Origin of the sequence: Streptomyces sp. Edi2 (assembly GCF_040253635.1) — a bacterium.
GTDB lineage: Bacteria > Actinomycetota > Actinomycetes > Streptomycetales > Streptomycetaceae > Streptomyces.
The window spans coordinates 5,418,230-5,441,890 of record NZ_JBEJGX010000003.1 but is presented as its reverse complement, the minus strand read 5'-3'; the positions used below and the strand labels follow the sequence as shown (position 1 = coordinate 5,441,890).

At 70.2% G+C, this 23,661-nt stretch carries 26 protein-coding genes and 1 riboswitch; of the genes, 11 read left to right on the top strand and 15 right to left on the bottom strand.

Features of this window, described 5'->3' with window-relative positions; all coding sequences use genetic code 11:
* Nucleotides 1-29: 29 nt before the first annotated feature.
* The 3 genes from ABR737_RS27405 to ABR737_RS27395 all read right to left on the bottom strand — a co-directional run bounded on the left by ABR737_RS27405 (nt 30) and on the right by ABR737_RS27395 (nt 1,560).
* On the bottom strand, nt 30-572 hold the full coding sequence (locus ABR737_RS27405) for a pyridoxamine 5'-phosphate oxidase family protein (protein WP_350253060.1): 543 nt from the start codon (nt 570-572) through the stop codon (nt 30-32).
* A 242-nt stretch (nt 573-814) separates the two neighbouring features.
* Nucleotides 815-1,090 carry a DUF4031 domain-containing protein gene (locus tag ABR737_RS27400; protein ID WP_350253059.1) on the bottom strand — a complete coding sequence of 92 codons (276 nt, stop codon included), beginning with the start codon at nt 1,088-1,090 and terminating at the stop codon, nt 815-817.
* 107 nt (nt 1,091-1,197) lie between these two features.
* Nucleotides 1,198-1,560, bottom strand: a complete 363-nt coding sequence (locus tag ABR737_RS27395; RefSeq protein WP_088802267.1) for a DUF8819 family protein — start codon at nt 1,558-1,560, stop codon at nt 1,198-1,200.
* Nucleotides 1,561-1,709: 149 nt separating this feature from the next.
* On the opposite strand from ABR737_RS27395, the gene ABR737_RS27390 reads away from it, so the two are divergent.
* The 4 genes from ABR737_RS27390 (at nt 1,710) to ABR737_RS27375 (ending at nt 7,350) form a co-directional block, all read left to right on the top strand.
* Nucleotides 1,710-2,657: a MurR/RpiR family transcriptional regulator gene (locus tag ABR737_RS27390; RefSeq protein WP_350253057.1), complete on the top strand. Its 948-nt coding sequence runs from the start codon at nt 1,710-1,712 to the stop codon at nt 2,655-2,657.
* A gap of 154 nt (nt 2,658-2,811) precedes the next feature.
* Nucleotides 2,812-3,750, top strand: a complete 939-nt coding sequence (murQ, locus tag ABR737_RS27385) for an N-acetylmuramic acid 6-phosphate etherase (RefSeq protein WP_350253055.1) — start codon at nt 2,812-2,814, stop codon at nt 3,748-3,750.
* An 85-nt stretch (nt 3,751-3,835) separates the two neighbouring features.
* Complete coding sequence (locus ABR737_RS27380; protein WP_350253053.1) at nt 3,836-5,608, top strand: PTS transporter subunit EIIC; 1,773 nt, start codon at nt 3,836-3,838, stop codon at nt 5,606-5,608.
* A gap of 395 nt (nt 5,609-6,003) precedes the next feature.
* The gene (locus ABR737_RS27375; RefSeq protein ID WP_350253051.1) at nt 6,004-7,350 is read left to right on the top strand and encodes a DUF8189 domain-containing protein; all 1,347 of its coding nucleotides are present in this window, start codon (nt 6,004-6,006) and stop codon (nt 7,348-7,350) included.
* 124 nt (nt 7,351-7,474) lie between these two features.
* Here the strand turns inward: ABR737_RS27375 and ABR737_RS27370 are convergent, their stop codons facing one another.
* The 4 genes from ABR737_RS27370 to ABR737_RS27355 form a co-directional block, all read right to left on the bottom strand.
* On the bottom strand, nt 7,475-7,687 hold the full coding sequence (locus ABR737_RS27370; protein ID WP_350253050.1) for a hypothetical protein: 213 nt from the start codon (nt 7,685-7,687) through the stop codon (nt 7,475-7,477).
* The gene (locus ABR737_RS27365) at nt 7,684-7,941 is read right to left on the bottom strand and encodes a hypothetical protein (RefSeq protein WP_350253048.1); all 258 of its coding nucleotides are present in this window, start codon (nt 7,939-7,941) and stop codon (nt 7,684-7,686) included. Before ABR737_RS27365 ends, ABR737_RS27370 begins: the two co-directional genes overlap by 4 nt.
* A gap of 463 nt (nt 7,942-8,404) precedes the next feature.
* A complete protein-coding gene (locus tag ABR737_RS27360) occupies nt 8,405-8,623 on the bottom strand; it encodes a hypothetical protein (protein WP_350253046.1) in 219 nt (72 codons plus the stop codon).
* Nucleotides 8,623-8,874 carry a hypothetical protein gene (locus tag ABR737_RS27355; RefSeq protein ID WP_350253045.1) on the bottom strand — a complete coding sequence of 84 codons (252 nt, stop codon included), beginning with the start codon at nt 8,872-8,874 and terminating at the stop codon, nt 8,623-8,625. Before ABR737_RS27355 ends, ABR737_RS27360 begins: the two co-directional genes overlap by 1 nt.
* Before the next feature lie 120 nt (nt 8,875-8,994).
* Between ABR737_RS27355 and ABR737_RS27350 the strand changes: the two genes are divergently transcribed.
* Both ABR737_RS27350 and ABR737_RS27345 read left to right on the top strand, forming a co-directional pair.
* Entirely contained in the window at nt 8,995-9,834 is an 840-nt protein-coding gene (locus ABR737_RS27350; protein ID WP_350253043.1) for a helix-turn-helix domain-containing protein, read from the top strand.
* Entirely contained in the window at nt 9,818-10,144 is a 327-nt protein-coding gene (locus ABR737_RS27345; RefSeq protein WP_350253041.1) for a DUF397 domain-containing protein, read from the top strand. Before ABR737_RS27350 ends, ABR737_RS27345 begins: the two co-directional genes overlap by 17 nt.
* A 651-nt stretch (nt 10,145-10,795) precedes the next feature.
* Here ABR737_RS27345 and ABR737_RS27340 read toward each other — a convergent pair.
* Nucleotides 10,796-11,098 (bottom strand): hypothetical protein, encoded by a 303-nt coding sequence (locus tag ABR737_RS27340; RefSeq protein ID WP_350253040.1) that lies wholly within the window; start codon nt 11,096-11,098, stop codon nt 10,796-10,798.
* 441 nt (nt 11,099-11,539) lie between these two features.
* On the opposite strand from ABR737_RS27340, the gene ABR737_RS27335 reads away from it, so the two are divergent.
* Nucleotides 11,540-11,860: a hypothetical protein gene (locus tag ABR737_RS27335; RefSeq protein WP_350253038.1), complete on the top strand. Its 321-nt coding sequence runs from the start codon at nt 11,540-11,542 to the stop codon at nt 11,858-11,860.
* A 136-nt stretch (nt 11,861-11,996) separates the two neighbouring features.
* Here the strand turns inward: ABR737_RS27335 and ABR737_RS27330 are convergent, their stop codons facing one another.
* From ABR737_RS27330 to thrC, 5 genes are all read right to left on the bottom strand, one after another.
* The gene (locus ABR737_RS27330; protein WP_350253037.1) at nt 11,997-13,025 is read right to left on the bottom strand and encodes a S66 family peptidase; all 1,029 of its coding nucleotides are present in this window, start codon (nt 13,023-13,025) and stop codon (nt 11,997-11,999) included.
* A gap of 174 nt (nt 13,026-13,199) precedes the next feature.
* Nucleotides 13,200-14,825, bottom strand: coding sequence for a chaperonin GroEL (gene groL / locus ABR737_RS27325; RefSeq protein WP_350253036.1), 1,626 nt, complete (start codon nt 14,823-14,825; stop codon nt 13,200-13,202).
* Between the two features lie 526 nt (nt 14,826-15,351).
* A complete protein-coding gene (locus ABR737_RS27320) occupies nt 15,352-15,555 on the bottom strand; it encodes a cold-shock protein (RefSeq protein ID WP_003986833.1) in 204 nt (67 codons plus the stop codon).
* 423 nt (nt 15,556-15,978) lie between these two features.
* Nucleotides 15,979-16,257, bottom strand: a complete 279-nt coding sequence (locus tag ABR737_RS27315) for a MoaD/ThiS family protein (RefSeq protein ID WP_350253033.1) — start codon at nt 16,255-16,257, stop codon at nt 15,979-15,981.
* A 124-nt stretch (nt 16,258-16,381) separates the two neighbouring features.
* Entirely contained in the window at nt 16,382-17,665 is a 1,284-nt protein-coding gene (gene thrC, locus ABR737_RS27310) for a threonine synthase (protein WP_350253031.1), read from the bottom strand.
* A 17-nt stretch (nt 17,666-17,682) separates the two neighbouring features.
* Nucleotides 17,683-17,841, bottom strand: a riboswitch (SAM riboswitch).
* A gap of 169 nt (nt 17,842-18,010) precedes the next feature.
* On the opposite strand from thrC, the gene ABR737_RS27305 reads away from it, so the two are divergent.
* Nucleotides 18,011-18,973 carry a glucosyl-3-phosphoglycerate synthase gene (locus tag ABR737_RS27305; RefSeq protein WP_350253029.1) on the top strand — a complete coding sequence of 321 codons (963 nt, stop codon included), beginning with the start codon at nt 18,011-18,013 and terminating at the stop codon, nt 18,971-18,973.
* A 351-nt stretch (nt 18,974-19,324) separates the two neighbouring features.
* Nucleotides 19,325-19,936: a hypothetical protein gene (locus ABR737_RS27300; protein ID WP_350253028.1), complete on the top strand. Its 612-nt coding sequence runs from the start codon at nt 19,325-19,327 to the stop codon at nt 19,934-19,936.
* Between the two features lie 139 nt (nt 19,937-20,075).
* Here ABR737_RS27300 and ABR737_RS27295 read toward each other — a convergent pair whose 3' ends face one another.
* Nucleotides 20,076-20,831 (bottom strand): GntR family transcriptional regulator, encoded by a 756-nt coding sequence (locus ABR737_RS27295; protein ID WP_350253027.1) that lies wholly within the window; start codon nt 20,829-20,831, stop codon nt 20,076-20,078.
* 167 nt (nt 20,832-20,998) lie between these two features.
* Between ABR737_RS27295 and ABR737_RS27290 the strand changes: the two genes are divergently transcribed.
* Nucleotides 20,999-21,346, top strand: coding sequence for a hypothetical protein (locus ABR737_RS27290; protein ID WP_350253025.1), 348 nt, complete (start codon nt 20,999-21,001; stop codon nt 21,344-21,346).
* Between the two features lie 75 nt (nt 21,347-21,421).
* Nucleotides 21,422-22,936, top strand: coding sequence for an alpha,alpha-trehalose-phosphate synthase (UDP-forming) (locus ABR737_RS27285; RefSeq protein WP_350253024.1), 1,515 nt, complete (start codon nt 21,422-21,424; stop codon nt 22,934-22,936).
* Nucleotides 22,937-23,020: 84 nt separating this feature from the next.
* Here the strand turns inward: ABR737_RS27285 and ABR737_RS27280 are convergent, their stop codons facing one another.
* Nucleotides 23,021-23,539, bottom strand: a complete 519-nt coding sequence (locus ABR737_RS27280) for a hypothetical protein (protein WP_350253022.1) — start codon at nt 23,537-23,539, stop codon at nt 23,021-23,023.
* Nucleotides 23,540-23,661: the final 122 nt, after the last annotated feature.

Genomic DNA, 23,661 nt, shown 5'->3' with positions numbered 1-23,661 from the left:
GAGCCGGCGCCCGCTCCCCCCACGGCGCCCTACGCCCCGCCGTCAAACCTCCACCGCGTCTGGCTGTACGTCTCTCCCCGCCCGAACCCGAAGGCCGTGGCCGGCTCGACGCGGAAGACCACGGCCCGGCCGCCCTGCCCCTGGAACGCGCCGTCGCGGACGTCGAAATGCCAGTCGCTGCCGTACTTCTCGGTGTACAGACCGGCCAGCCGGCGCAGCGTCGGCTCGTCGCTGACCTGCACCGCTTCGCCCTCGACCACCACATCGAGCCCGGCGTGCAGATCGTTGCCGCCGGCCGTCGAGGTGGTCAGCACGCAGTGCGCGTTGGTTTCGAGGTTCTTGGCCTTGCGTTCGCCGGGGCCGGTGCAGAAGTGGAGGGCGCCGTCCGACCAGACGGCGAGCAGCGGGGTGACATGCGGGCGGCCGTCGGGCCGGACGGTGCTGAGCCAGAAGATCTCCGCCTCGGTCATACCGCCGACGGCCGTGGGCCATCCGATCGCCGTGGCGTCCTCACTGCTGTAGTCGGGGTCGAGATCGGTGGCCGGCTCCCGGCCCGGTTCGCTGACGGACATGACTGTCCCCTTCCCACACGGCTTCCCATACGGCGCACGGTCAGGCCCATCGTCCGGCGGCCCACCGTCCCGCCCCCGCTACGACGCGCCGCAGGGGGCTCGCGGGGAGCTCTGCGGGTGTGGCTCCACCCGGGGTGCGACTCGACCCAGGGTGCGGCTCCACCCGGAGTGCGGCTCCACCGGCGGGTGGGGCGCCACCACCAGGGGGCAGCTCCATCCGGCGGGCCCTCCACCGGCGCGCCTCACACCCGCGGCGCCGGCCGGTGCTTGGGGCGGCGCAGACCCGCTGCCGTCAGGCGGCGCAGCAGTTCCTTGCTGCCGACCTCCACGGCGCCGGCCCGCACCGCATCGCCGTACCGCTCCTCCGGCAGGTCGTAGTGATCGCGCTCGAACGCCCGCCGGGGCGCGCCGAGCCCCGCCGCGAAGTCGTGCAGTTCGTCGAAGGAGTGGTCGCTGACCAGGTGCGACCACATCCGGCCGTGCCCGGGCCAGGTGGGGGGATCGATATAGATCGCCACGTCAGTCCTCCGGCCGGGTCACTGCGTCAGCCCGCCGCACCGTCCACCGCCTCGCGACGTCCACCGCCTTGCCTCGCTCCATGCACCACTTCGCGCCATCCACCACCTCACCCCTCCAGGGATGTGCCGAGCCGCCCGACCCGGGCCACGGCGACCGCCGTCTTGGGGCAGACCCAATGCGGGTCGGGTCCCAACTCCGGCTCGACGTCGAGCGCATGGGGATCGCCCGACTCCGTGCACACGGGGCACAGCGGCCAGCGGCCGTACCGGTCCAGCAGGGCGTCCTGGACGTCCTGCGCTATCAGTCCCGCGACGAATGCCGCGCCTTCAGGCCATTGCTCCACCCACCACCGGCGGTGGACGACCGCGTCCTCCACGAGCGAGACGATGTCGGCGTCGGCCACCTCATCCGCCATCAGGTCGGCGAGCACCAGCGCCCGCGCGGCGTGCAATGCCTGTTCCAGCTCCATGCTGCCCATTGTCCCCCGGCCACCGACCGGCGAAGGAGTTGTCCACAGCCCCGGCACACATCACGCGCTCGCCCGGGCGGATCCTGCGCTCTGTCCACAGCACTCACCGGGGTATTGACGCCGCGCGGCGATGAAATTACTTTTCAATCGTGAGCAGCAGCGTGAAGGAAACTTTCAAGGACGCGGCCGTCGAGACCCGGCCGGCCCCGGCCCCACCCGCCCCCGCCGCACTGGCCGCCAAGGTCCGCACCCTCGCCCCGACGATGACCCGCTCCATGCAGCGGGTCGCCGAGACCGTGGCGAGCGACCCGGCCGGCTGTGCCGCCCTCACCGTCACCGGCCTCGCGGAGCGCACGGGCACCAGCGAAGCCACCGTCGTACGGACGTCCCGGCTGCTCGGCTACCCGGGCTACCGCGACCTGCGGCTCGCCCTCGCCGCGCTCGCCGCGCAGCAGGAGGCCGGCGGCGCGCCCGCGGTGACCGCCGATATAGCGGTCGACGACTCCCTCGTCGAGGTCGTCGCGAAGCTCGCGCAGGAGGAACAGCAGTGCCTGGCCGACACCGCCGCGGCACTGGACGTCACCCAGCTCGAAGCGGCCGTCGCCGCGCTCGCCGGGGCCCGCCGCATCGATGTGTACGGCATCGGTGCCTCCAACCTCGTGGGCCAGGACCTCGTCCAGAAGCTGCTGCGCATCGGCCTGATCGCCCATGCGCACGCGGACCCGCATCTGGCCGTGACGAACGCGGTGCAGATGCGGACCGGTGACGTCGCCCTCGCGATCACGCACTCCGGGCGGACCACCGATGTCATAGAGCCCCTGCGGGTGGCCTTCGACCACGGCGCGACCACCATCGCCATCACCGGCCGCCCGGACGGCGAGATCGCCTCCTACGCCGACTACATCCTCACCACGTCCACGGCCCGCGAGAGCGAGCTGCGCCCGGCCGCGATGTCGTCCAGGACGAGCCAGCTGCTGGTCGTGGACTGCCTGTTCATAGGGGTCGCACAGCGTACGTACGAGACCGCGGCCCCGGCGCTCTCCGCCTCCTACGAGGCCCTTGCCCACCGCCACTCACCACGCCACAACCAGCGCTGACCTCGCGCTGCCCCGCCGCTCTGCGGGCCCGTGCCCGCGCCGGGCCCGTGTCCGCGACATCGGCGCGGGCGGCACAGCGACCCCGAGACGAGGCAGCGCACCCGAAGAGAGCACCGGCCCCCCACGAGCCCACCCGAAAAGAGCCATCGTTGCCATGACCTCCACCGCCGACTACGACCGTCTGCGCGCCCAGTTGGACACCCTCACCACCGAAGCGTTCCGGCCCGACCTCGCGGACATCGACCGCCGCTCCACCCTGGACATCGCCCGCACGATGAACGACGAGGACGCCACCGTCCCCGCCGCCGTCGCCCGGCGGCTCCCCGAGATCGCCGCCGCCATCGACGCCACCGCCGCGCGCATGGCCCGCGGCGGCCGCCTGATCTACGCAGGCGCCGGCACGGCCGGCCGCCTCGGGGTGCTGGACGCCAGCGAATGCCCGCCGACCTTCAACACCGACCCTGCCCAGGTCCTCGGGCTGATCGCGGGCGGGCCGTCCGCGATGGTCACCGCCGTCGAGGGCGCCGAGGACAGCACGAAATTCGCCGTCGAGGATCTGACCGGCATCGGCCTGACCGACCTGGACACCGTCGTCGGCATCTCCGCCTCCGGCCGCACGCCGTACGCGATCGGGGCCGTCGAGTACGCCCGCGAGCTGGGCGCCCTGACCATCGGCCTGTCCTGCAACGCCGATTCGGCGCTGGCCGCGGCCGCCGAGCACGGCATCGAGATCGTGGTCGGCCCGGAGCTGCTGACCGGCTCCACCCGGCTCAAGGCGGGCACCGCCCAAAAGCTGGTGCTCAACATGCTCTCGACCCTCACCATGATCCGCCTGGGCAAGACCTACGGGAATCTGATGGTGGACGTCCGCGCCTCCAACGAAAAGCTGCGGGCCCGCTCGCGCCGTATCGTCGCGCTCGCCACCGGCGCCACCGACCCGGAGATCGAGACGGCACTCAGGATCACGGACGGCGAGGTGAAGAACGCCATCCTCACTCTCCTCGGCGATGTCGACGGCCCCACCGCCGCCCGCCTTCTCGACGCCGCCAACGGCCATCTGCGCGAAGCCCTCCAGGCCGCCAAGAACCCCTGAGGCCCGCGGGACCCTCTGGCACCCGGTCCTCGTCCCCGTTCCCCGACCCCTGCTCCTGGTTTGTCTGCACAGCAAGGCACCCCATATGCCCGAAGACAAGAACCGCGCCACCGCCGCCGCGATCCTCCCTCTCGTCGGCGGCGCCAAGAACCTCACCTCCATCGCCCACTGCATGACCCGGCTCCGCCTCGGCGTCCAGGACCGCTCCCTGGTCCAGGACGAAGCCCTCAAGGCGCTCCCGGCCGTCATGGGCGTGGTCGAGGACGACACGTACCAGATCGTGCTGGGCCCCGGAACGGTTGCCCGGGTCACCCCCGAGTTCGAGCGCCTGGTCGAGCAGGCCCGCACCACGCCCCCGCTCCCGGAGCCGAAGGCCAAGGCACCAAAGGCCGAAGCGCCGGAGGCCACAACACCGGGGACGGTAGCGCCGACCGCCGGCCCCCGGGCCGCCACACCACCCTCCGCACCGGAATCCACACCTGAGGCCGCCACCCCCACCGGCGCCCCGACCGCCACGCCCACCGCCACCACCGCCGAGGAGCTGGCCGCCCAGGGTGCCGCCCTCAAGGCCCGGCAGAAGTCCCGGAACGCCACCCCCGTAAAGCTGTTCCTGCGCCGGATCGCCAATATCTTCGTCCCGCTGATCCCCGCCCTGATCGGCTGCGGCATCGTCGCCGGTATCAACGGCCTGCTGGCCAACCTCGGCTGGCTGCCGTCCGTCGTCCCGGCGCTGACCGCCATCGCCTCCGGCTTCATGTCCCTCATCGCCGTCTTCGTCGGCTACCACGCCGCCAAGGAGTTCGGCGGCACACCGATCCTCGGCGGGGCGGTCGCCGCGATCATCGTCTTCCCGGGCATCGCCCACGTCACGGCATTCGGCCAGAAGCTCGCCCCGGGCCAGGGCGGCGTACTCGGCGCCCTCGCCGCGGCACTGCTCGCCGTCCAGGTGGAGAAGTGCTGCCGCAACGGGTTCTTCCCCGGCCGGGCGAAAACGAGAGCGTGGGGAAAGGTCCCCGACGCACTGGATGTGCTTCTCACTCCCACCCTGACCGTCCTGGTCACGGGCCTGGTCACGATCTTCGGCCTGATGTTCGTGGCGGGCGAGGTCTCCACCGCCATCGGGACCTTCGCCACCTGGCTGCTGGCCCACGGCGGGGCCTTCGCCGGCTTCGTCCTGGGCGGCCTCTTCCTCCCCCTCGTGATGCTGGGCCTCCACCAGGCCCTGATCCCGATCCACACCACCCTCATCGAGCAGCAGGGCTATACCGTCCTGCTGCCGATCCTCGCCATGGCGGGCGCGGGCCAGGTCGGCGCCGCCCTCGCCGTCTACCTCCGGCTCCCCCGCAACCGCTCGATCCGTACGACCATCAAGTCGGCCCTCCCTGCAGGCTTCCTGGGCGTCGGCGAACCTCTGATCTACGGCGTCTCGCTCCCCCTGGGCCGCCCCTTCATCACCGCCTGTATCGGCGGCGCGTGCGGCGGCGGCTTCATCGGCCTCTTCAACCAGCTCGGCGACGCCGTCGGCTCCACCGCCATCGGGCCCTCAGGCTGGGCCCTGTTCCCCCTGGTGAAGGGCGCTCAGCCCGTCACCACCACCCTCGTCGTCTACGCCCTGGGCCTGGCCGTCGGCTACCTCACCGGCTTCCTCGCCACCTACTTCTTCGGCTTCAGCAAACAGTTGCGGGCGGACCTGAACACGGACCCCAAAGACCCCGACGCCACCGCTCCCCACCCCTCACAGACCACCGATCCCCCAACCACCGGAAGCCCGACCGCACCAACAGCCACACCGGGCGCGCCGACCGTGCCAGACACACCCGCCACACCGGGCGCGCCGGCCGGCCTGGGAACACGCTGAGGCCGGGCTCCCCCTTGACATTGCGCTTCCGCCAACTTGAAGCCGCAGGTCAAAGGAACAGCCAGGGGAAGCGGACCGTCCGTTAAGAAAGGCCGTGGCTCGGCGCGGTGCCGGAGGCCAGGGGTCAGTTGAGGACATCGACGTGGGCGGCGAGTGCGCCGCCGCTCCCGCCCGCCCGTCCGGTGACAATCAGCTCGCTCTTCCCATGTGGCCAACCGTGGTTGATTCCCCCATGGCCGACCGTGGTTGATCCCCCCAGATTGAGTAGCCCTGAGGCCTTTTGGTGACTCTATGCAGTCTTTTGCTGCGCTATGTGGGCATCCTGGGGCCGCCGGGATCTTCGAGTCACGAGTCCGGGCAGGCCGGTACGACACTCGCCACTGGAGAGGACAACCATGGCCATCGATCAGTCCACCGAGTCCCAGGACAGCGCGCCGCAGAACAGCGTGGTCTACGAGACGCCGCCGCCCGAGCTGGTGGAGCGGGCGAAGCGCGCGCGCAAGGAACTGGAGGCGCGGGGCGCCACCGTGGAGTTCAAGGCGAAATGGTGGGGGTTCGAGGTTCACCTCAACCAGGCGGCGGTGGATGCGTACCTGGAGATCAAGGACCTCCTCGCGGACATCCTCGGCGAGGCGCTCAAGGAGCCTCTCTCGTCCCTGGTCACCCTGGCGGCCATGGCACAGAAGATCTGGATCCAGGCGGTGTCGAGGGGGTACGGCTGCAAGCTGGTCTCGCCGTGGATCTCGCCGACGATGCTCATCCCGATCGGCATCAACCCCGCCGAGGACCCCAACCTGTGGTGGACGGTGTTCGGCCGCAACGCGGAGACCGGTCGCTTCGAGTGGAACGAGGACGCCATGTTCCCCGGCCACGCCAGTGCCGCGAACCCGGCGGCGGCGGTGTTCAACGGCCGTCTGATCCTCGTCCACCGCGGCTACGGCAACAGCGACCAGCAGCTGTGGTGGACCGAGTTCGACCCCGACAGGGGCTGGTCCGAGGACAGGACCTTCGGTGCTCACTCCAGCGCAGCCGGCCCAGCTCTGGCGGTTTTCCGCGGACAGCTGCACTGCGTCCACCGCGGCAGCGGCAACGACACCTCCCTGTGGCACACCACGTTCGACGGCACCCGCTGGTCAACCGATCAGAGGCTCCCCGCCCACAAGAGCTCGGTCGGGCCGGCGCTGGCCGTCTACGACAACGAGCTGCACTGCATCCACCGCGGCGACGGCAACACCATCACCATGTGGCACACCACGTTCAACGGCACGCGCTGGTCCGCCGACACCGAACTCCGCACCCACAAGACGGCCTCGAACCCGGCGCTGGCCGTCTACGACCGCAAGCTCCACCTGGTCCACCGCGGCACCGGCAACGACGTGTCCCTGTGGCATGCGACGTACGACGGCACGCGCTGGTCCGCCGACCAGTCGCTTCCCGCCCACAGCAGCCTGGAAGGCCCTGGCCTGGCGGTGTTCGACAACAAGCTGTACTGCGTCCACCGCGGCCACGGCAGCAACGACCAGAACCTGTGGTGGACCTACTACGACGGCAGCCGGTGGTCCACCGACACCAAGTTCCCCGGCCACACCAGCGGCGCCGGACCAGCCGTGATCGCCTACCGCGACAAGAACGGCACGCAAGACCAACTCATGGTCGTCCACCGCGGCTACGGCAAGCGCGCCGCCGGCACCGACAGCGACGAAACGCAAGCACGGATCGCCGCCGAGGAAGCCGCCGACTGAACCACCGGCGCTCCCGCCAACCAACCCTGATCACCGGTCGCCGGGAGCGCCACCCGCACCGGTCCACCGGCGAGCGCCACCCGCACCGGTCCACCGGCCCGAGGAGAGCACCCCGGTCCCCTCCTCAAGGGATCATCCGGCTCTCCCAGTTCAGCTCTCTGAGGCGGGCCGCCAGTACGGCGGATGGCGGGGCGGGGCGCAGTAAGTGCGGCGGGCAGGCCCACGGCCGGCCGCCGCCGGGCTCGCGGAGCTGCACCAACGGCCCCTGGTGGCCCACGACCCGGCCGACGCGCCCGTCCCGCCCGTCCACCGCATAGCTGCCGGACGACAACTTCACGGCTGTCCCTCCTCCGGGCCGTGCCCGTGCCCGGGGGCGGCGGTCTTGGCGTAGTCCATCAAGACCTCGGCCAGACGCTGGGCGGTGTCGAGATTGCAGCGCCCCAATTCGACCAGCGGCGCCATGACGCTGCTCGCGCAGGACACCGGGTCGACGCAGAGGGAGGGAAGGGTGACCCCGACCGCCTGGAGTGCGGTGTGCAGTTCCGCCATGACGCCCTCGGCCTGGCGTACTCGATCACGCGCCGTCAACATTTCGCCTCATCGCCTTCCACGCTGAGTGTCCCCGTCGTGCACACAGCGTGGCGGCTACCGGCCCGGCCTGCAGAGAGACGCATGCCCAACAACCGATCGTGTGTAACAGGGAGTTGCCAAACGGCCCGCGCCCCGGCCTCTCACCCCCGCCTTCGTCACCCCGCGCCATGCTCGGGGCCGGGCTATCGCGCCGGCGAATGTCCACCCGTGCCCCACGGCTCAAGCCGCGCGCCCCCGAGCCGTCCGCCCCGTTCCCGCCCGTGTACAGCACTTACGCAGGGCGACAACCCCGCACGCCGCCCACGCCCCCGCCCACACACCCCAGCGGTCCACGCCCCGGCAGCCGCCCCCCGCGCGGGCAGCCGACCGTACGACCGTCAGCCGTACATCCGCACGGGTCACCGCCCCGGCACCCACCACGCGCCGCCCGCAGGACGCACGTTCCTGGTGGGCGGCCCACCCCTCACGGCATCCGGCTCTGCCAGTTCAGTTCTCTGACGCGGGCCACCAATACGGCGGACGGCGGGGCGGCGCACAGCGCATGAGGCGGGCAGTCCCACGGCACACCACCACCGGGCGGCCGAAGCTGCACCAACGGCCCCTCGTGGCCGCCGACCACGCCGATGACCAAGCCGACACGGCCGTCCCGCCCGTCCACCGCGTAGCTTCCGGGGACCGGCATCACGGCCGCGGCTCCTCCTCACCGTGTCCCGGTTCGGCGGTCCGGGCGTAGTCCGCCAGTACGCCGGCGAGCCGCCGGGCCGTGTCCAGATTGCAGCGCCCCAGCTCGACCAGCGGCGCCATATGGACACTCGCGCACGACACCGGGTCGACGCCAAGGGAGGGCAGGGTGATCCCCGCTTCCCGGAGGGCGGTCCGCAGTTCCGCCGTGACGCCCTCGGCCTGCCGCATCCGCTCACGCGCCGTCAGCATTCGCCTCATCACCTTCCACACTGAGTGTTGCCATTGCGCACACAGCGTGGCCACTACGGGTCTAGCCTGCATAGAGGCGCAGACCCAACAACCGATCGTGTGTAACAGGGAGTTGCTGCGATGCCCGGACCCAAACCCCTCGACCCGTCCTCGTCCCCCCGCGCGATGCTCGGCGCAGAGTTACGGCACAAGCGCGAAGAGGCCGGCCTCACCCAGGAAGAACTCGGCAAGCCCCTCTTCGTCAGCGGGTCGTTCATCGGCCAGCTGGAGGCAGGGACGCGGCGGATGCAGATGGAGTACGCCGTAAAGATCGACGAGGTCCTTGGAACGGACGGCTACTTCACCCGCAACTGCGAGGCCGCGACGAGGTCGAAGTATCCGGATCACTTCGCGGAGGCGGCGGAGGCGGAAGCCGTCGCCACGGCGATCAGACAGTACGCGCCGCAGCTGATTGCAGGACTGCTGCAGACCAAGGCCTATGCGTCGGCAGTTTGCCGCGCGTACCAGCCGACGGCGCCCGACGACGTGATCGACGAGACGGTCACGGCACGACTCGAACGCACGCGCCTCCTCGACCATCCAACGACCCCGTTGTTGTGGGTGGTGCTGGACGAGGCTGTGCTGCGTCGGAATACCGGCGGCCCGGTGGTGATGGCGGAGGCGCTGTGGCACGTGGTGGAGCTGATCCGGAAGCACCGGATCATCGTGCAGGTGTTGCCGTTCACGGCAGGTGCTCATGCGTCGATGAATGGCGCGCTCAAGTTGATGAACTTCGAGGACGCGCCCACGCTCGCTCACCTAGAAGTGCTGAACGCAAGCAAGCTGGAGGACGACCCAGCGACTGTCGCCCGTCACGAACTGACTTACGATCTGCTCGGGGCCAGCGCACTGTCACCCCAAGATTCCCTGGCCCTGATCGAATCAGTGGCGGAGGATTACGCGAATGAAGATCAGCCCTGAGTACGACCTGAGCATGGCCATCTGGCGTAAGTCCAGCTACAGCGGCGGCGAGGGCGGAGACTGCCTCGAAATCGCGACGTGGCACAAGTCCAGCCACAGCGGCGGCAGTGGCGGAGACTGCCTAGAGGTCGCCACCTGGCGGAAGTCCACCCACAGCGACGGCAGCGGCGGCGACTGCCTCGAAGTCTCCGACGATCACCCCGGCATCGTGCCCGTCCGGGACTCCAAGGACCCGGACGGTCCGGCGCTCGCGTTCCGGGCGCCGGCGTGGGCAGCGTTCATCGAGGGCATCAAGTCCAGCTCCTTCTAAGGCGCCTGGCGTCCACTCGGGGTCCGGGGCTCAAGCCGCGGACCCCGAGCCCTCTTTCCAAGGAACGGGCGGTCGGAAGGACACCCACCCACCCTCCCCCGAGCCGCCAACTCCCGCACACACCAGCGCGGATGACATTCCGTGACCGGCTTGCGACATCACGTCGCCCCGGTCTAGCGTGCGCAGCAACAAAACAACCCCGGCAGGTGCTACCAACACCGACCGGGGTCTGACCACCAAGATCGAAAGCGCGACGATCTCATGGCTAGCTCCAACTTTAACGCCGTCCCGTGCGCCCCCGCACTCCCCCACGGCAACCACCCCTCCGCCCGCCCCGGCTACGGCAAACGCGAAGCGCCCGACCAACGCCCCTCCCGCCCCGGCGACTTCGCGAACCTCCCCCGTCGTGAGGCATCCATCGCCGCCTACCTCGACCGGCTGCCCGAGGGTGCCGACATGTCCGTGAAGACGCTGGCCAAGGTGTTGCCGGACTACGGGCAGTGCGCCCTGCGGACCGCGCTCCGCCACCTCTCGGAGGCCGGTCATCTGCGGCGGGTCACCGAGACACACATGAGTGACGGCGGCAGTCCGCTCTGGGTGACGCGTACGTACTTCTCGCGTACGGCACGGGACGACGCCTGGTGGATGGCCTTATGCGCCGGGAACGTTCCGATGACCCACGACGACGTTGGCGGTGAAGGCGGCAGTGGCGCCCCACTTCCCGCCGCCGGGCCACCGCGCCCGCATGCCCCACACGTCCACACCCACGTCCAGCCCCGTCCACCGCACTCCCCCGGCTACGCCGCCCTCGCCGCTCTCGGCCGTGCCGAACCCCGTATGACGCTGTCCGCCGCCGACTGCGCGTCCCTCGAAGCGTTCGCGGAGGAATGGCTGGCGCGCGGCGCGACCCGCGACCAGCTCCTGTCCGCCCTGACCTCCGGGCTGCCGCCACACGTCCACCACCCGGGCCGACTCGCCCGCTCCCGGCTGCTCGCCAAGATGCCGCCCCCACCCGAACCCGGGACGGACACCGGCACCGAAGCCGATGCAAACGCAGACGCAGAGGCAGACGCAGAAGCCGCTGGGCCAGGCCGCCCCGCCCAAGGGCCGTCGCGCAGAGCCCTCCGGATCATGGAGTGCACCGTCTGCCGCGCCCCGGGTCGGCCCGCCGCGCTCCCCGGGGGTGTCTGCGGCCCCTGCCGGGGCGAGGCGCCACCGGACGACCGGCGGCGTCTCGCGGCGGAGGCGACGGCCGCCCAAGTCCGCGCCCGCGTGCAGCATTTGCGCGCGGTCGCACGGCCACCGGCCCCCAGCCGTAGTAGGGCCGCCGCCGGCCGACCGTGATCCTGCCGCACCGTGGCGCGGCGGTCAGTAGCAGTCAGTAGGGTCGGCGCCATGCTGATCCGATTACGGCGCCCCTGGCGCGGCAGGCTGATCGTGGCCCTCACGGCTCTCGTACTGGCCGCGGGCGGGGCGGCACTGATCCTGTGGGGCGAGACACCGCCCTCCTACCCGCCACTTCCCCAGATGCACGGGCCGCACCTCTCAATCCAAGTCGCCTTCGAAAGCACCCTCGACCGCGAGGCCCCGCCCGCACCCGCCACCCTCTGCGGCGCCGCGATGCTGTCCGCGGCAGGGGCCCTGTGCCTCGCGGGCTGCCTCATCGTCCGCCGTGGGCAGCAGGGCATGCAGAAGCAGGCGCGGGCCACGGAGTAGGCGCAGGCCATAGAGCGGGCGATGATGCCTGCGGCCCACCCCGGCCAGAGATAGCCACCGGCCTGATGTGCCGTATGCCGTCAGCCGACAGCCGTCAGCCGTCAGCCGTCAGCCGTCAGCCGTCAGCCGTCAGCCGTCAGCCCAGAGTCTGCGTCAGTTCGCTCCGGCTCGGGGAGTGAACGATACGGCCGTACGCTCCGTTGACGATGGGCATGTAGGGCGGGACGTGCCCGCATTCCATGTCGGCGATGATCGGCACATGGAGGGGGCCGAGTGCGTCGAGGACGGCCTCGTGCTGGCTGAGCGAATCGTTGTCCGGTGCGGAGGTCCGGCCGACGAGAACCGCGTTCGCCCGGTCGAAGAACCCGGCGAGTCTCATGCCGTGCAGGTTCCGGCAGATGGTGAAGGCATCGTCGCCGGTTGCCTCCACATAGACGAGAAGCCCATTCGGTGACTCGTCGCGAGCGAAGGCCGAGGTGTCGAGGAAGGCTGTCCCCGCGAGATTGCACAGTGTTTCGATGCAGCCGCCGATCAGTCTTCCCTCGGCCTCCACGTCACCGCCCCCGTCGAGCCGGGTCCAGGCACCCACGGAGTCGAGCGTGTACTCGCGAATGCCGGGGAAGGCGGCGAAGTCGTCGAAGGCCACGCTCCGGTGGCGACCGGGCGGGGTCTGGACGAACCGGTGCCCCGGGGGCGCCGCGACGATGTCGCACCACGACTGCAGTCCTTCGGGCACCCGGTAGGGCGTGTCCATGAGGTTGTTGCCGTGGACGGTCGCCGTGCCCGTGAGCAGGGTCATCGGTGTGATCACGGTCGATATGTCGGAGAACCCGACGATCCAGGTCGGCTCCGCCTCCCGTAACCGGTCCCAGTCGAGCAGTGGTAGCAGGTCAATGGCGGTCTCTCCGCCCCACGGCGGCACGATGGCCTTGATGGAGGGGTCGATCAGCATCGACATCAGCTCGTCGGCGCGGTCAGCGGCCGAAGCACTGACGTGCCCGGAGCCGTCCATGCACCGGCCGATGACGACCTCGTACCCGCGGTCCTGAACGTCACGGACGGCGACATCGAGGCGCGCACGCAGATCCTCCGCGACGCCGCCCGACGGAGAGGTGACACCGACACGGTCACCGGGACGCAGCGGGGAAGGGTATCGAACAGTCATGCGCCGGATTTTGACACGGTGAACCCCTGGGACACCGGGTTTTATGCGCTCCGAACGGCCCGGATGCCCCCTCCCGAAACGCCGCCGGGGCGGCACCCCCTGGGAGGAGGGTGCCGCCCCGACGTACGTCTGGACGTTGCGGTCCGGGAGGACCGGTGTCTGATCCGCGAGGGATCAGAAGTCCATGTCACCGCCCGGCATGCCGCCCGGAGCGCCCGCCGCGCCGGCCTTTTCCGGCTTGTCGGCGATGACGGCCTCGGTGGTGAGGAACAGCGCCGCGATGGAGGCGGCGTTCTGCAGCGCGGAGCGCGTGACCTTCGCCGGGTCGATGATGCCCTCGGCGATCATGTCGACGTAGTCGCCGGTCGCGGCGTTGAGGCCGTGACCCACGGGCAGGTTGCGCACCTTCTCCACCACAACGCCGCCCTCAAGGCCGCCGTTGACGGAGATCTGCTTGAGCGGGGCCTCCAGCGCGAGCTTCACGGCGTTGGCGCCGGTCGCCTCGTCACCGTCGAGGTCCAGCTTCTCGAAGACCGAGGAAGCCTGGAGCAGGGCCACGCCACCGCCGGCGACGATGCCCTCTTCGACGGCCGCCTTCGCGTTGCGAACGGCGTCCTCGATGCGGTGCTTACGCTCCTTGAGCTCGACCTCGGTGGCGGCACCGGCCTTGATGACGGCCACGCCGCCGGCCAGCTTCGCCAGGCGCTCCTGCAGCTTCTCGCGGTCGTAGTCCGAGTCGCTGTTCTCGATCTCGGCGCGGATCTGGTTGACCCGGCCCTGGACCTGCTCGCTGTCGCCGGCACCGTCGACGATGGTGGTCTCGTCCTTGGTGATGACGACCTTGCGGGCGCGGCCGAGCAGTTCGAGACCGGCGTTCTCCAGCTTGAGGCCGACCTCCTCGGAGATGACGGTGCCACCGGTGAGGATGGCGATGTCGCCGAGCATGGCCTTGCGGCGGTCACCGAAGCCCGGGGCCTTGACGGCGACGGACTTGAAGGTGCCACGGATCTTGTTGACGACCAGGGTCGACAGGGCCTCGCCCTCGACGTCCTCGGCGATGATCAGCAGCGGCTTGCCCGACTGCATGACCTTCTCCAGGAGCGGGAGCAGGTCCTTCACGTTGCTGATCTTGGAGTTGACGATCAGGATGTACGGGTCGTCGAGCGCGGCTTCCATGCGCTCCATGTCGGTCGCGAAGTACGCCGAGATGTAGCCCTTGTCGAAGCGCATACCCTCGGTGAGTTCCAGCTCCAGACCGAAGGTCTGGGACTCCTCGACGGTGATGACGCCTTCCTTGCCGACCTTGTCCATGGCCTCGGCGATGAGCTCGCCGATCTGGGTGTCAGCGGCGGAGATGGAGGCGGTCGAAGCGATCTGCTCCTTGGTCTCCACGTCCTTGGCCTGCTCCAGCAGGGCGGCGGAGACGGCCTCGACGGCGCGCTCGATGCCGCGCTTGAGGGCCATCGGGTTGGCGCCGGCGGCGACGTTGCGCAGGCCCTCGCGGACCAGAGCCTGGGCCAGGACGGTCGCGGTCGTCGTGCCGTCACCGGCGACGTCGTCCGTCTTCTTCGCGACCTCCTTGACCAGCTCGGCGCCGATCTTCTCGTACGGGTCCTCGAGCTCGATCTCCTTGGCGATGGATACACCATCGTTGGTGATCGTGGGGGCGCCCCACTTCTTCTCGAGGACGACGTTGCGGCCCTTGGGGCCGAGGGTGACCTTGACGGCGTCGGCGAGCTGGTTCATCCCGCGCTCGAGACCGCGCCGTGCCTCCTCGTCGAACGCGATGATCTTGGCCATGTGAAGTGGTCCTCCCGGACTAATGGGGTCTCCCCTGCTCGAACGCAGTTGAGAGCTTGGGGAAGGATTGCTCCGGACCGCGCTGGCGCCCGCGACGGACGACCTGCAGACCTGCGTGGTTCCTTGCCCCACCCGGCCTACGGGCCTCACCGACCCGGTCCTTCTTTGTCACTCTCACTGGGAGAGTGCTAACGCAATGATTAGCACTCGCACCCCTTGAGTGCAAGGCGGCTTCGAAGATGCCTCCCATCGGGGTGGCGCCCGGGTGACGGGTGAATCACGGGTGAGCGCAGGTCCCCCGGGGTCCGCCCGCACTCAGCACCTCCCCGTCCGCCGACAGCGGACAGCGGAGCAGCGGACAGCGGACGAGGGGCAGCACGAGGAGCAGCGGACGAGGGGCGGCCGACGAGAGACGGCGGGCGAGGGGCGGCCGGCGAGAGGCGGCCGGCAGACCGCGACGGACAGCAGAAGGCCCGCACCCCTCAGGGGGGTACGGGCCTTCACTACGCAGCAGTCGGTCGGCGCCTCAGCCGGCCACCCGGACCATGTCCGCCTGCGGCCCCTTCTGGCCTTGCGAGATCTCGAACTCGACCCGCTGACCCTCCTCAAGGGTGCGGTAGCCGTCCATCTGGATCGCGCTGTAGTGGACGAAAACATCCGCACCACCGTCGACCGCGATGAAGCCGTACCCCTTCTCCGCGTTGAACCACTTGACGGTGCCCTGAGCCATGCCTAACTCCCCTATTACTGGCCCTTGCGCAGGACCGCACTCCGCGGACCCGGGTCAGACCTCACCCCGCGAAAGCCCTGTGGGGTGTGCGCCGGAACGCGTCGACCGCCGCTGAATGTATCTGCACAGATGCCCAGCGCAACAGGTCAATCGGACGAGAAATCTGGGGCCGGAAAATCGGCAATATGCGGTGAAATCCCGCTTCTCCCGGGCAAGTCGGGCCGGGCATAGCTCACCTAAGCGACAAATCTTGCCCACACTTTGGGCACAACTGATCGCGATCTCATATGCGTTCGGCACACGCACGCGCTATAGGGGAGGGGTATCGCCTCAATGGTATCTCCTTTCACAACATGGAATTGCCCCGTCCGCTTTCTGGCGGACGGGGCAATTCCGGTCAAGCAGGCCAAGAATTGGCGCAAATCAGCACCCTCCGGCCACCGCCGGAATGATCGAGACGCCCGCACCCTCCGGGGTCGGCGTCTCCAGGCCCTGCTCGAAGCGCACATCGTCGTCGTTGACGTAGACGTTCACGAAGCGGCGCAGCTTGCCGGCGTCGTCCAGCACCCGGGCCGCGATGCCCTGGTGGTTCTGCTCCAGGTCGGCGATCACCTCGGAGAGGGTCGCGCCCTCGGCCGCGACCTCGGCCTGGCCGCCGGTGTACGTGCGGAGGATGGTGGGGATGCGGACCTTCACGCTCATGGTTCTGCCTTCCGGGTATTGCGGAGTACGTGTTCGGGGGCGGTGGCGTGGCCTCGTTGCGGACGGGCCGGCGGCCTCGTGGCGGGAGGTGGCGCGGCCCCGTGCGCGGACGGGGCCGGCAGCGTCAGCGGGCGAGACCGGCCGCGCGGAACGCGTCCAGGTCCGGACGGATCGTGGCCGTGGGCCCTGAGGTCGGGGCGACCGCGTCCAGCGTCTTGAGGCCGTCACCGGTGTTCAGGACGACGGTCGTCAGGGACGGGTCGAGCACACCGTTCTCGATCAGCTTCTTGGTCACGCCGACGGTCACCCCGCCCGCGGTCTCCGCGAAGATGCCTTCCGTCCTGGCCAGCAGCTTGATCGCGTCCACGACCTGCTCGTCGTTGACGTCCTCGACCGCGCCGCCCGTACGGCGGGCGATGTCGAGCACATACGGGCCGTCGGCCGGGTTGCCGATCGCCAGCGACTTGGCGATGGTCTTCGGCTTCTGCGGGCGGACCACGTCGTGCCCGGCCTTGAAGGCCGTGGACACCGGCGAGCAGCCCTCCGCCTGGGCGCCGAAGATCTTGTACGGCTTGTCCTCGACCAGACCGAGGGCGATCAGCTCCTTGAGCCCCTTGTCGATCTTCGTGAGCTGCGAGCCGGACGCGATCGGGATGACGATCTGGTCCGGGAGGCGCCAGCCCAGCTGCTCGCAGATCTCGTACGCCAGGGTCTTGGAACCCTCGCCGTAGTAGGGGCGCAGATTGACGTTGACGAAGCCCCAGCCCTCGCCCAGCGGGTCGCCGATGAGCTCGGAGCAGAAGCGGTTGACGTCGTCGTAGTTGCCCTCGATGCCGACCAGGTCACCGCCGTAGACCGCGGCCATGACGACCTTGCCGGCCTCCAGGTCGTGCGGGATGAACACGCAGGACTGGAAACCGGCCCGGCGCGCCGCGGCGCCGACCGCGCCGGCGAGGTTGCCGGTCGAGGAGCAGGACAGGGTGGTGAAGCCGAAGGCGCGGGCGGCCTCGACGGCGATCGCCACGACGCGGTCCTTGAAGGAGTGCGTCGGGTTGCCGGAGTCGTCCTTGACGTACAGACCGCCGGTGACGCCCAGCTCGGCGGCGAGCCGGTCGGCCTGGACGAGCTTGGTGAAGCCGGGGTTCAGGTTGGGCTTGTCGGCGACGTCGGCGGGGACGGGCAGCAGCGGGGCGTAGCGCCAGATGTTGTCCGGACCGGCCTCGATCTGCTTCTTCAGGCCCTCGGGGTCGCCGCTCGGCAGGTCGTACGCGACTTCGAGCGGCCCGAAACATTCCTGGCACGCGAAGATCGGGCCGAGCGCGAAGCGCTGTCCGCACTCGCGGCAGGACAGGGCTGCGGCGGGGCCCAGAGCGACGGTGGGGGTGTTTTCGGTGACTTGCACAGCCATGGAGGCGAGGCCCTTTCTCCTCATCTTCCTCGCGACGAATCTCGCCACGAGACGGATTTGGCACCTTCCCTAGCCGGGAGCCTCGCGCGCGGGACGTCAGCGTCCTTGCGGCAAGACCGGCTGGAGGGTTGCCGGGGCTTCAACGGGCCGTATCCCTCTGCCCCTCTGGATGAGCGGTATGGCGCTGGGCCGAAACCCAGGCGTTTGTGGCGCGGACCCCGACATGCAACGGTCTTCCGCGTTGTTCAAGACTGTAACCGAAGGCACTGACGGTTGAGATAGTCGTCCGATGCGCGAGATGGATCACAGAGGCCGCCCACCGGCGGCGACCGAGGAGTCGTAGACGTGCTGGAAGAGGTGGAGGGCTGGCTGAGCAGCCGCTCCTGGTCCGCCGCGGACCGCCCGCTGGGGCGGCTGCTGGAGGCGAAGCACCAGACGGGCCGCACGGTGAGTGTCGTACTGCCCGCCCTCGACGAGGAGGCCACCGTCGGGGCGATCGTGGCGGTGATCCGCGCCGAGCTGATGACCGGCCCGGTCCCGCTCGTCGATGAGCTGATCGTGCTGGACTCCGGCTCCACCGACCGCACCGCCGAGGTCGCGGCGGCGGCCGGCGCCCGGGTCATCCCCCGCGACAGCGTCCTGCCGCGGCTGCCGGCCCTCCCCGGCAAGGGCGAGGTGCTGTGGCGCTCCCTGCTGGCCACCACCGGCGACATCGTCTGCTTCATCGACGCCGACCTGCGCGAATTCTCCTCCGCCTTCGTCTCCGGGATCGTCGGCCCGCTGCTGACCGATCCGGACATCCAGTTCGTGAAGGCGATGTACGACCGCCCGCTGGAGACCGGCACCGAGGGCGCCGGGGCCGGCCAGGGCGGCCGGGTCACCGAACTGGTCGCCCGCCCGCTCCTCAACCTCCACTGGCCCCAGCTGGCCGGCTTCGTCCAGCCCCTCGGCGGCGAGTACGCGGCCCGCCGCTCCCTCCTCGAACGCCTCCCCTTCCCGGTCGGCTACGGCGTCGAGCTCGGCCTGCTCGTCGACGCCCTGCACACCGTCGGCCTCGACGCCCTCGCCCAGGTGGACGTCGGCGTCCGCAAACACCGCCACCAGGACGGCCAGGCCCTCGGCCGGATGGCCGCCGCGATCTACCGCACCGCGCAACTCCGCCTGGCCCGCGGCCACTTGGTACGCCCCCGGCTCACCCAGTTCGACCGCGGGGCCGACGGCTTCGTCCCCCGTACGACGGACGTGGACACCGAGGAGCGCCCCCCGATGGCCGAAATCCCGGAGTACGCGGCACGACGGGCGGCCTGAGGGTCCGCGGCCTCCTCGGCTGACGGCAGCCGAACCCGTGCCCGGGCGTGTGCCGGTGCCAGTGCCAGTGCCGGTACCTACGCCGACGCAGACGCAGACGCAGACGCAGACGCAGACTGCGAACCGTCGAACGCACGCACGGACGGCCGTACCAGGCGTGCGTGCGGCTCAGTCCTGCCGCCATCCGCGGCCCGGCGCCCCCTGGCCTGTCGGCCCGGGTGCCACGCGGCCGCGGCCCACTTCTCCGAACTTCCGAGATGGGAACACCTATTCCATTACCGGCGAGTAGTCGGGCCGGGTAGGGTGACAGCGTTTTTGATCATTTCTTTCTGACCAGGGGGAAGTCTGTTCATGCGCATCTCTACGGGGAAGATCCTCACCGCCGTGGCGGCAGTGGGCGTACTGGCCACTGCGACGCCCGCTCAGGCGCAGTCGGCCGACTCGGCACAGCAGCCCGTGACCAAGGCTGCCGCCACCCAGTCCGTGGGCACCAAGAGTGCGGCGGCGGGCCTGCGCAAGCTGTATGACGAGCGTTTCACCGTCAAGCCCAACAACGCGCGCTACCCGGGGCTCAAGGTGAGCCCGGCCAAGGCGATGAAGTCTCTGAAGCACTGCTTCAACTGCACGTTCCCCGTCAAGGGAGCACCCAAGAAGTTCCCGAAGGAGAACCAGCGCATCAACCTTGAGGCCTGCGCCGTCTTCTTCGCCTGCAAGGACGCTCCGGTGCGCTACCACGGCATCGGCTCCATGAAGAACGCCTGGTACTTCACCGCGGAGAAGGGCCACTTCGACGGCAAGGGGTCGAAGGTCTACTTCAACTTCTACACGGACTCCAAGGGCTACCTGCGGCTCCACGTCGAGGGCTACGTCACCAACCCGAGCGTGCCCGACTCGCTCAACAAGCGCTTCGCCGTGGAGAAGTGGCAGGGCTTCGCCCACAACATGGGCGTCGAACTCGACTGAATCCCCTACGGATGAGCCTCCACGGAGGGGGCCCGTCGCTACCGCTGCGCCCTTGGCTCCTGGTCGGTCCGGACCGACCAGGAGCCAGAGGCGCGCGCCAAGACCGCAGTCTGCGGCGCGGCGCTTGCGGTCTGACGGCTCAGGCGTCGAAGTCGTACTCCAGCACGTAGGCGGACGAGTCGAGGATCATCTCGTTGACCTCGACGGTCCGCCCGTCCGCGGTGATGGCCGCGCGGCTGATGAGGACAACGGGCGTGCCCGGCGGAAGGCGCAGCCGAACGGCCTCATCCGGCGCCGGCATGCGTGACCGCACTTCTTCCCTGAAGCGGGCGGGCCCCGCACCCAACTCGGCGAGCCGGGCGTATGTGCCGCCGGCCCCGGTATCCGGCTGCGTGATCGCCGATCCCGCGACGAGGGCAGCGGGGAGGGAGGAGGTGGACAGCAACACCGGCTTACCGTCGAGCACGAACCTGCGGCGCCGCACGATCACAGCGCCTCCGGGCGCTATGCCGAGCTGCGACGCGACGGTTTCAGGCGCCGGCTCCTCGTTCACCGTGACCTCGTCGACCACCAGGTCACGGTCCGGGACATCGGCCGACCAGACCGACCGCCCCTCACCCCATTGCTCCCGGGCCAGCCGCGGGACGCCACGGCGCCGGATCGGCTGGAACGCCCGCACGAAGACCCCGGCGCCCTTGCGGGCCTCGGCAAGCCCCTCCGAAGTGAGCACACCGAGCGCCTGCCGGGCCGTCATCCGCGCCACGCCGTGCCGGTCCATCAGCTCGTTCTCCCCGGGCAGCCGGTCTCCGGGCCCGAACTCCCCCTCCGCAATCGCCCGCTTCAGAGCGTCGGCGATCCGGCGGTACTTGGGCGACGAGCTTTCCGGTGCGGCCATGGCGATGCATCCCTCCTGGCGATCTCTAGACATCCTAGAGATCCGTTCGAGTGCCACGGCGGCACCACCTACCTCAACCTCAACATCTCTAGAGAACTAGTTGACGCTATGCACTCGCCCCGATTCAACATGTAGCGATCCAACTTCTCTAGAGAACTGGAGTCGCCATGACGCCTCCTGCGCGTCCACGCCTGCTTCCCTGGTCGAGTCCGGAGGGGAAACCGTGCTACCTGCTCTCCGAGGGGGACGGCCCGGTCACCCGCCAAGCGGACGCCGTTGAGCGCGCCCAGCTCGCATCCGGTGAGGTCCTTCTGGGGCACGCCCGCGCCCTCCTCCACGACAACGGGACCACCACGCCCGAACTACGCTTTCTGGCCTGCTGCTTGACGGGCGCGCTCGGCGACACACTGCGCATCTCCCGCAGCCGCGGCGACCGTCTCGGCTACGGGCATCCGGAACCCGCGGAGGGTGAGCCGTCGTTGCCCCTCGACTCCTTTTGGCCGGGCGACGGGTGAGGGGCGGTCGTCCGGGCGCGCGGCTTGGCTGCTTCCGTACGTTTGCGTGGATCTGTGGCGGGTTACCTTCGCGACATGGTCTCCGAGTGCAGTGCGGCCCCCGCGGGTGCCGAGGTTCTTGTCGCGTCCAATCGCGGGCCGGTCTCGTACGGCCTGGCGGAGGACGACACGCTCACCGCCAAGCGGGGCGGGGGCGGGCTGGTGTCCGGGCTGTCGGCCATCGGGCAGTCGGCGCGCGGCGCGCAGCCCGTCGATGAGGGGCGGCAGTCGGGAGACGGGCGGGCGGACGCGGTGTGGGTGTGTGCGGCGCTCGGTGACGGTGACCGGGAGGCCGTACGGCGGACGGGTGGTGCGCTGGAGCCGGGTGACACCGGCGGGCAGCGGGTGCGGATGCTGGACATTCCGGCCGAGGTGCACGCCGCCGCCTACAACGGCATCGCGAACTCGGTGCTGTGGTTCGTCCACCACATGCTCTACCAGACACCGCTGGAGCCGGTCTTCGACGCGGAGTTCCGGGCGCAGTGGGCGTCGTACGAGGCCTACAACCGCGCCTTCGCCCAGGCGCTCGCCGACGAGGCCGCCGAGGGTGCGGCGGTGCTGGTGCAGGACTACCACCTTTCCCTGGTCCCGGGGATGCTGCGGGCGCTGCGGCCCGACGTACGGATCGCCCATTTCTCGCACACGCCATGGGCTCCGCCGGAGTACTTCCGGATGCTGCCGGACGACATCGCCGAGCAGTTGCTGCGGGGGATGCTGGGCGCCGACCGGCTGGGGTTCCTCACCCACCGCTGGGCGAATGCGTTCCGCGCGTGCTGCGCCGAGGTGACCGGCGGCACCGAGAACACCCTGATCGGTGTGCACGGGCTCGGGGCGGACGCCGGGTTCCTGCGGGAGCGGTCGCAGCAGGCGGACGTCCACGAGCGGCTGGCCGCCCTGCGGGAGCAGGTCGGCACGGGGCCCGACGGGACCGCGCGCAAGACCATCGTCCGGGTGGACCGGACCGAGCTGTCCAAGAACATCGTGCGGGGGCTGCTCGCCTACCGGGAGCTCCTGGCGGAACACCCGTCGTGGCACGGGCGTGTCGTGCATGTCGCCTTCGCCTACCCCTCGCGCCAGGACCTGGCCGTCTACCGGGAGTACACGGCGCAGGTCGGACGGCTCGCCGAGGAGATCAACGCCGAGTACGGCACGGAGAGTTGGCAGCCGGTCGTGCTGCACGTGAAGGATGATTTCGCGCGCTCGCTGGCCGCGTACCGGCTGGCGGATGTGGCGCTGGTCAACCCGATCCGGGACGGGATGAACCTGGTCGCGAAGGAGATCCCGGTGGTCTCCGACCAGGGCTGTGCGCTGGTGCTCTCCCGAGAGGCCGGGGCACACGAGGAGCTGGGCAAGGACGCCCTCACGGTCAATCCGTACGACGTCAGCGACACCGCGCGGGCGCTGCACGAGGCGCTGTCGATGGAGGCCGGGGAACGCGGCGAGCGCACGGCGCGGCTGGCCGCTGCCGCTACGGCGCTGCCGCCGGCGCAGTGGTTCCTGGAGCAGCTGCGGGCGCTGAGGGAGGCCACCCCTAAGCGGGACGCCCCCTGAGCCGTCTCCGGCGACGGCCGTGCCGCCGGGCGGGCGGATCACCTGGTGACCGGGGCGCGGATCAGCTTTCGGCCGGCGCGCGGATCAGCTTTCGGCCGGGGCGGCGCCGAGGAGGGCGTGCAGGGTCTCGCGGTGGAGGCCGGCGATGGGGCCGAGCAGGTCCGGGTGGCGCAGCAGCGGCGCCGCGCGGTGATCGCGAGGGCTGGGGATCGTCAGCCGACGGGCCTCGCCCACGGTGTGCGCACCGTGATCGGTGGCGGCCAGGCAGGCCGCTGCCACGACGGCGAGCTCGGCGTCGGCCAGCAGGCAGGCCGCCCAGCTCACGACGGTTTCGTCCACCGAGGTGCGCCAGGCGTCGGCGCCCTCCAGCGGGTGGGCATCGGCACCGGTGACGGAGTCCAGCCGGGCGGAGCCGCCGGGGCCGAGCAGGTTCAGCAGTTCGGCGTCGAGCGCGGTGGGGTAGCGCAGGGCAGCGGCGATGGTGGCCGCGTGACTCGCCTGGGCCTCGGCCAGGGCGTGGTCCAGCGGGCCGGCCGCCGGCGGGAACGCCAACAGCAGCCAGCGCGTGGAGGCAGCGATGACGGGCGAGAGATCGGTGAGCATGGGAATCCGTCCTTCACACGTGCCCGCCGTCGTTCTGTCACCTGTACGTGATCCGGTCGCGAGCACTCGGCGCGCTCGTGGCGCGGGTGGCCGACCAGCGTAAGGCGGCCCTCCGAGCGGCA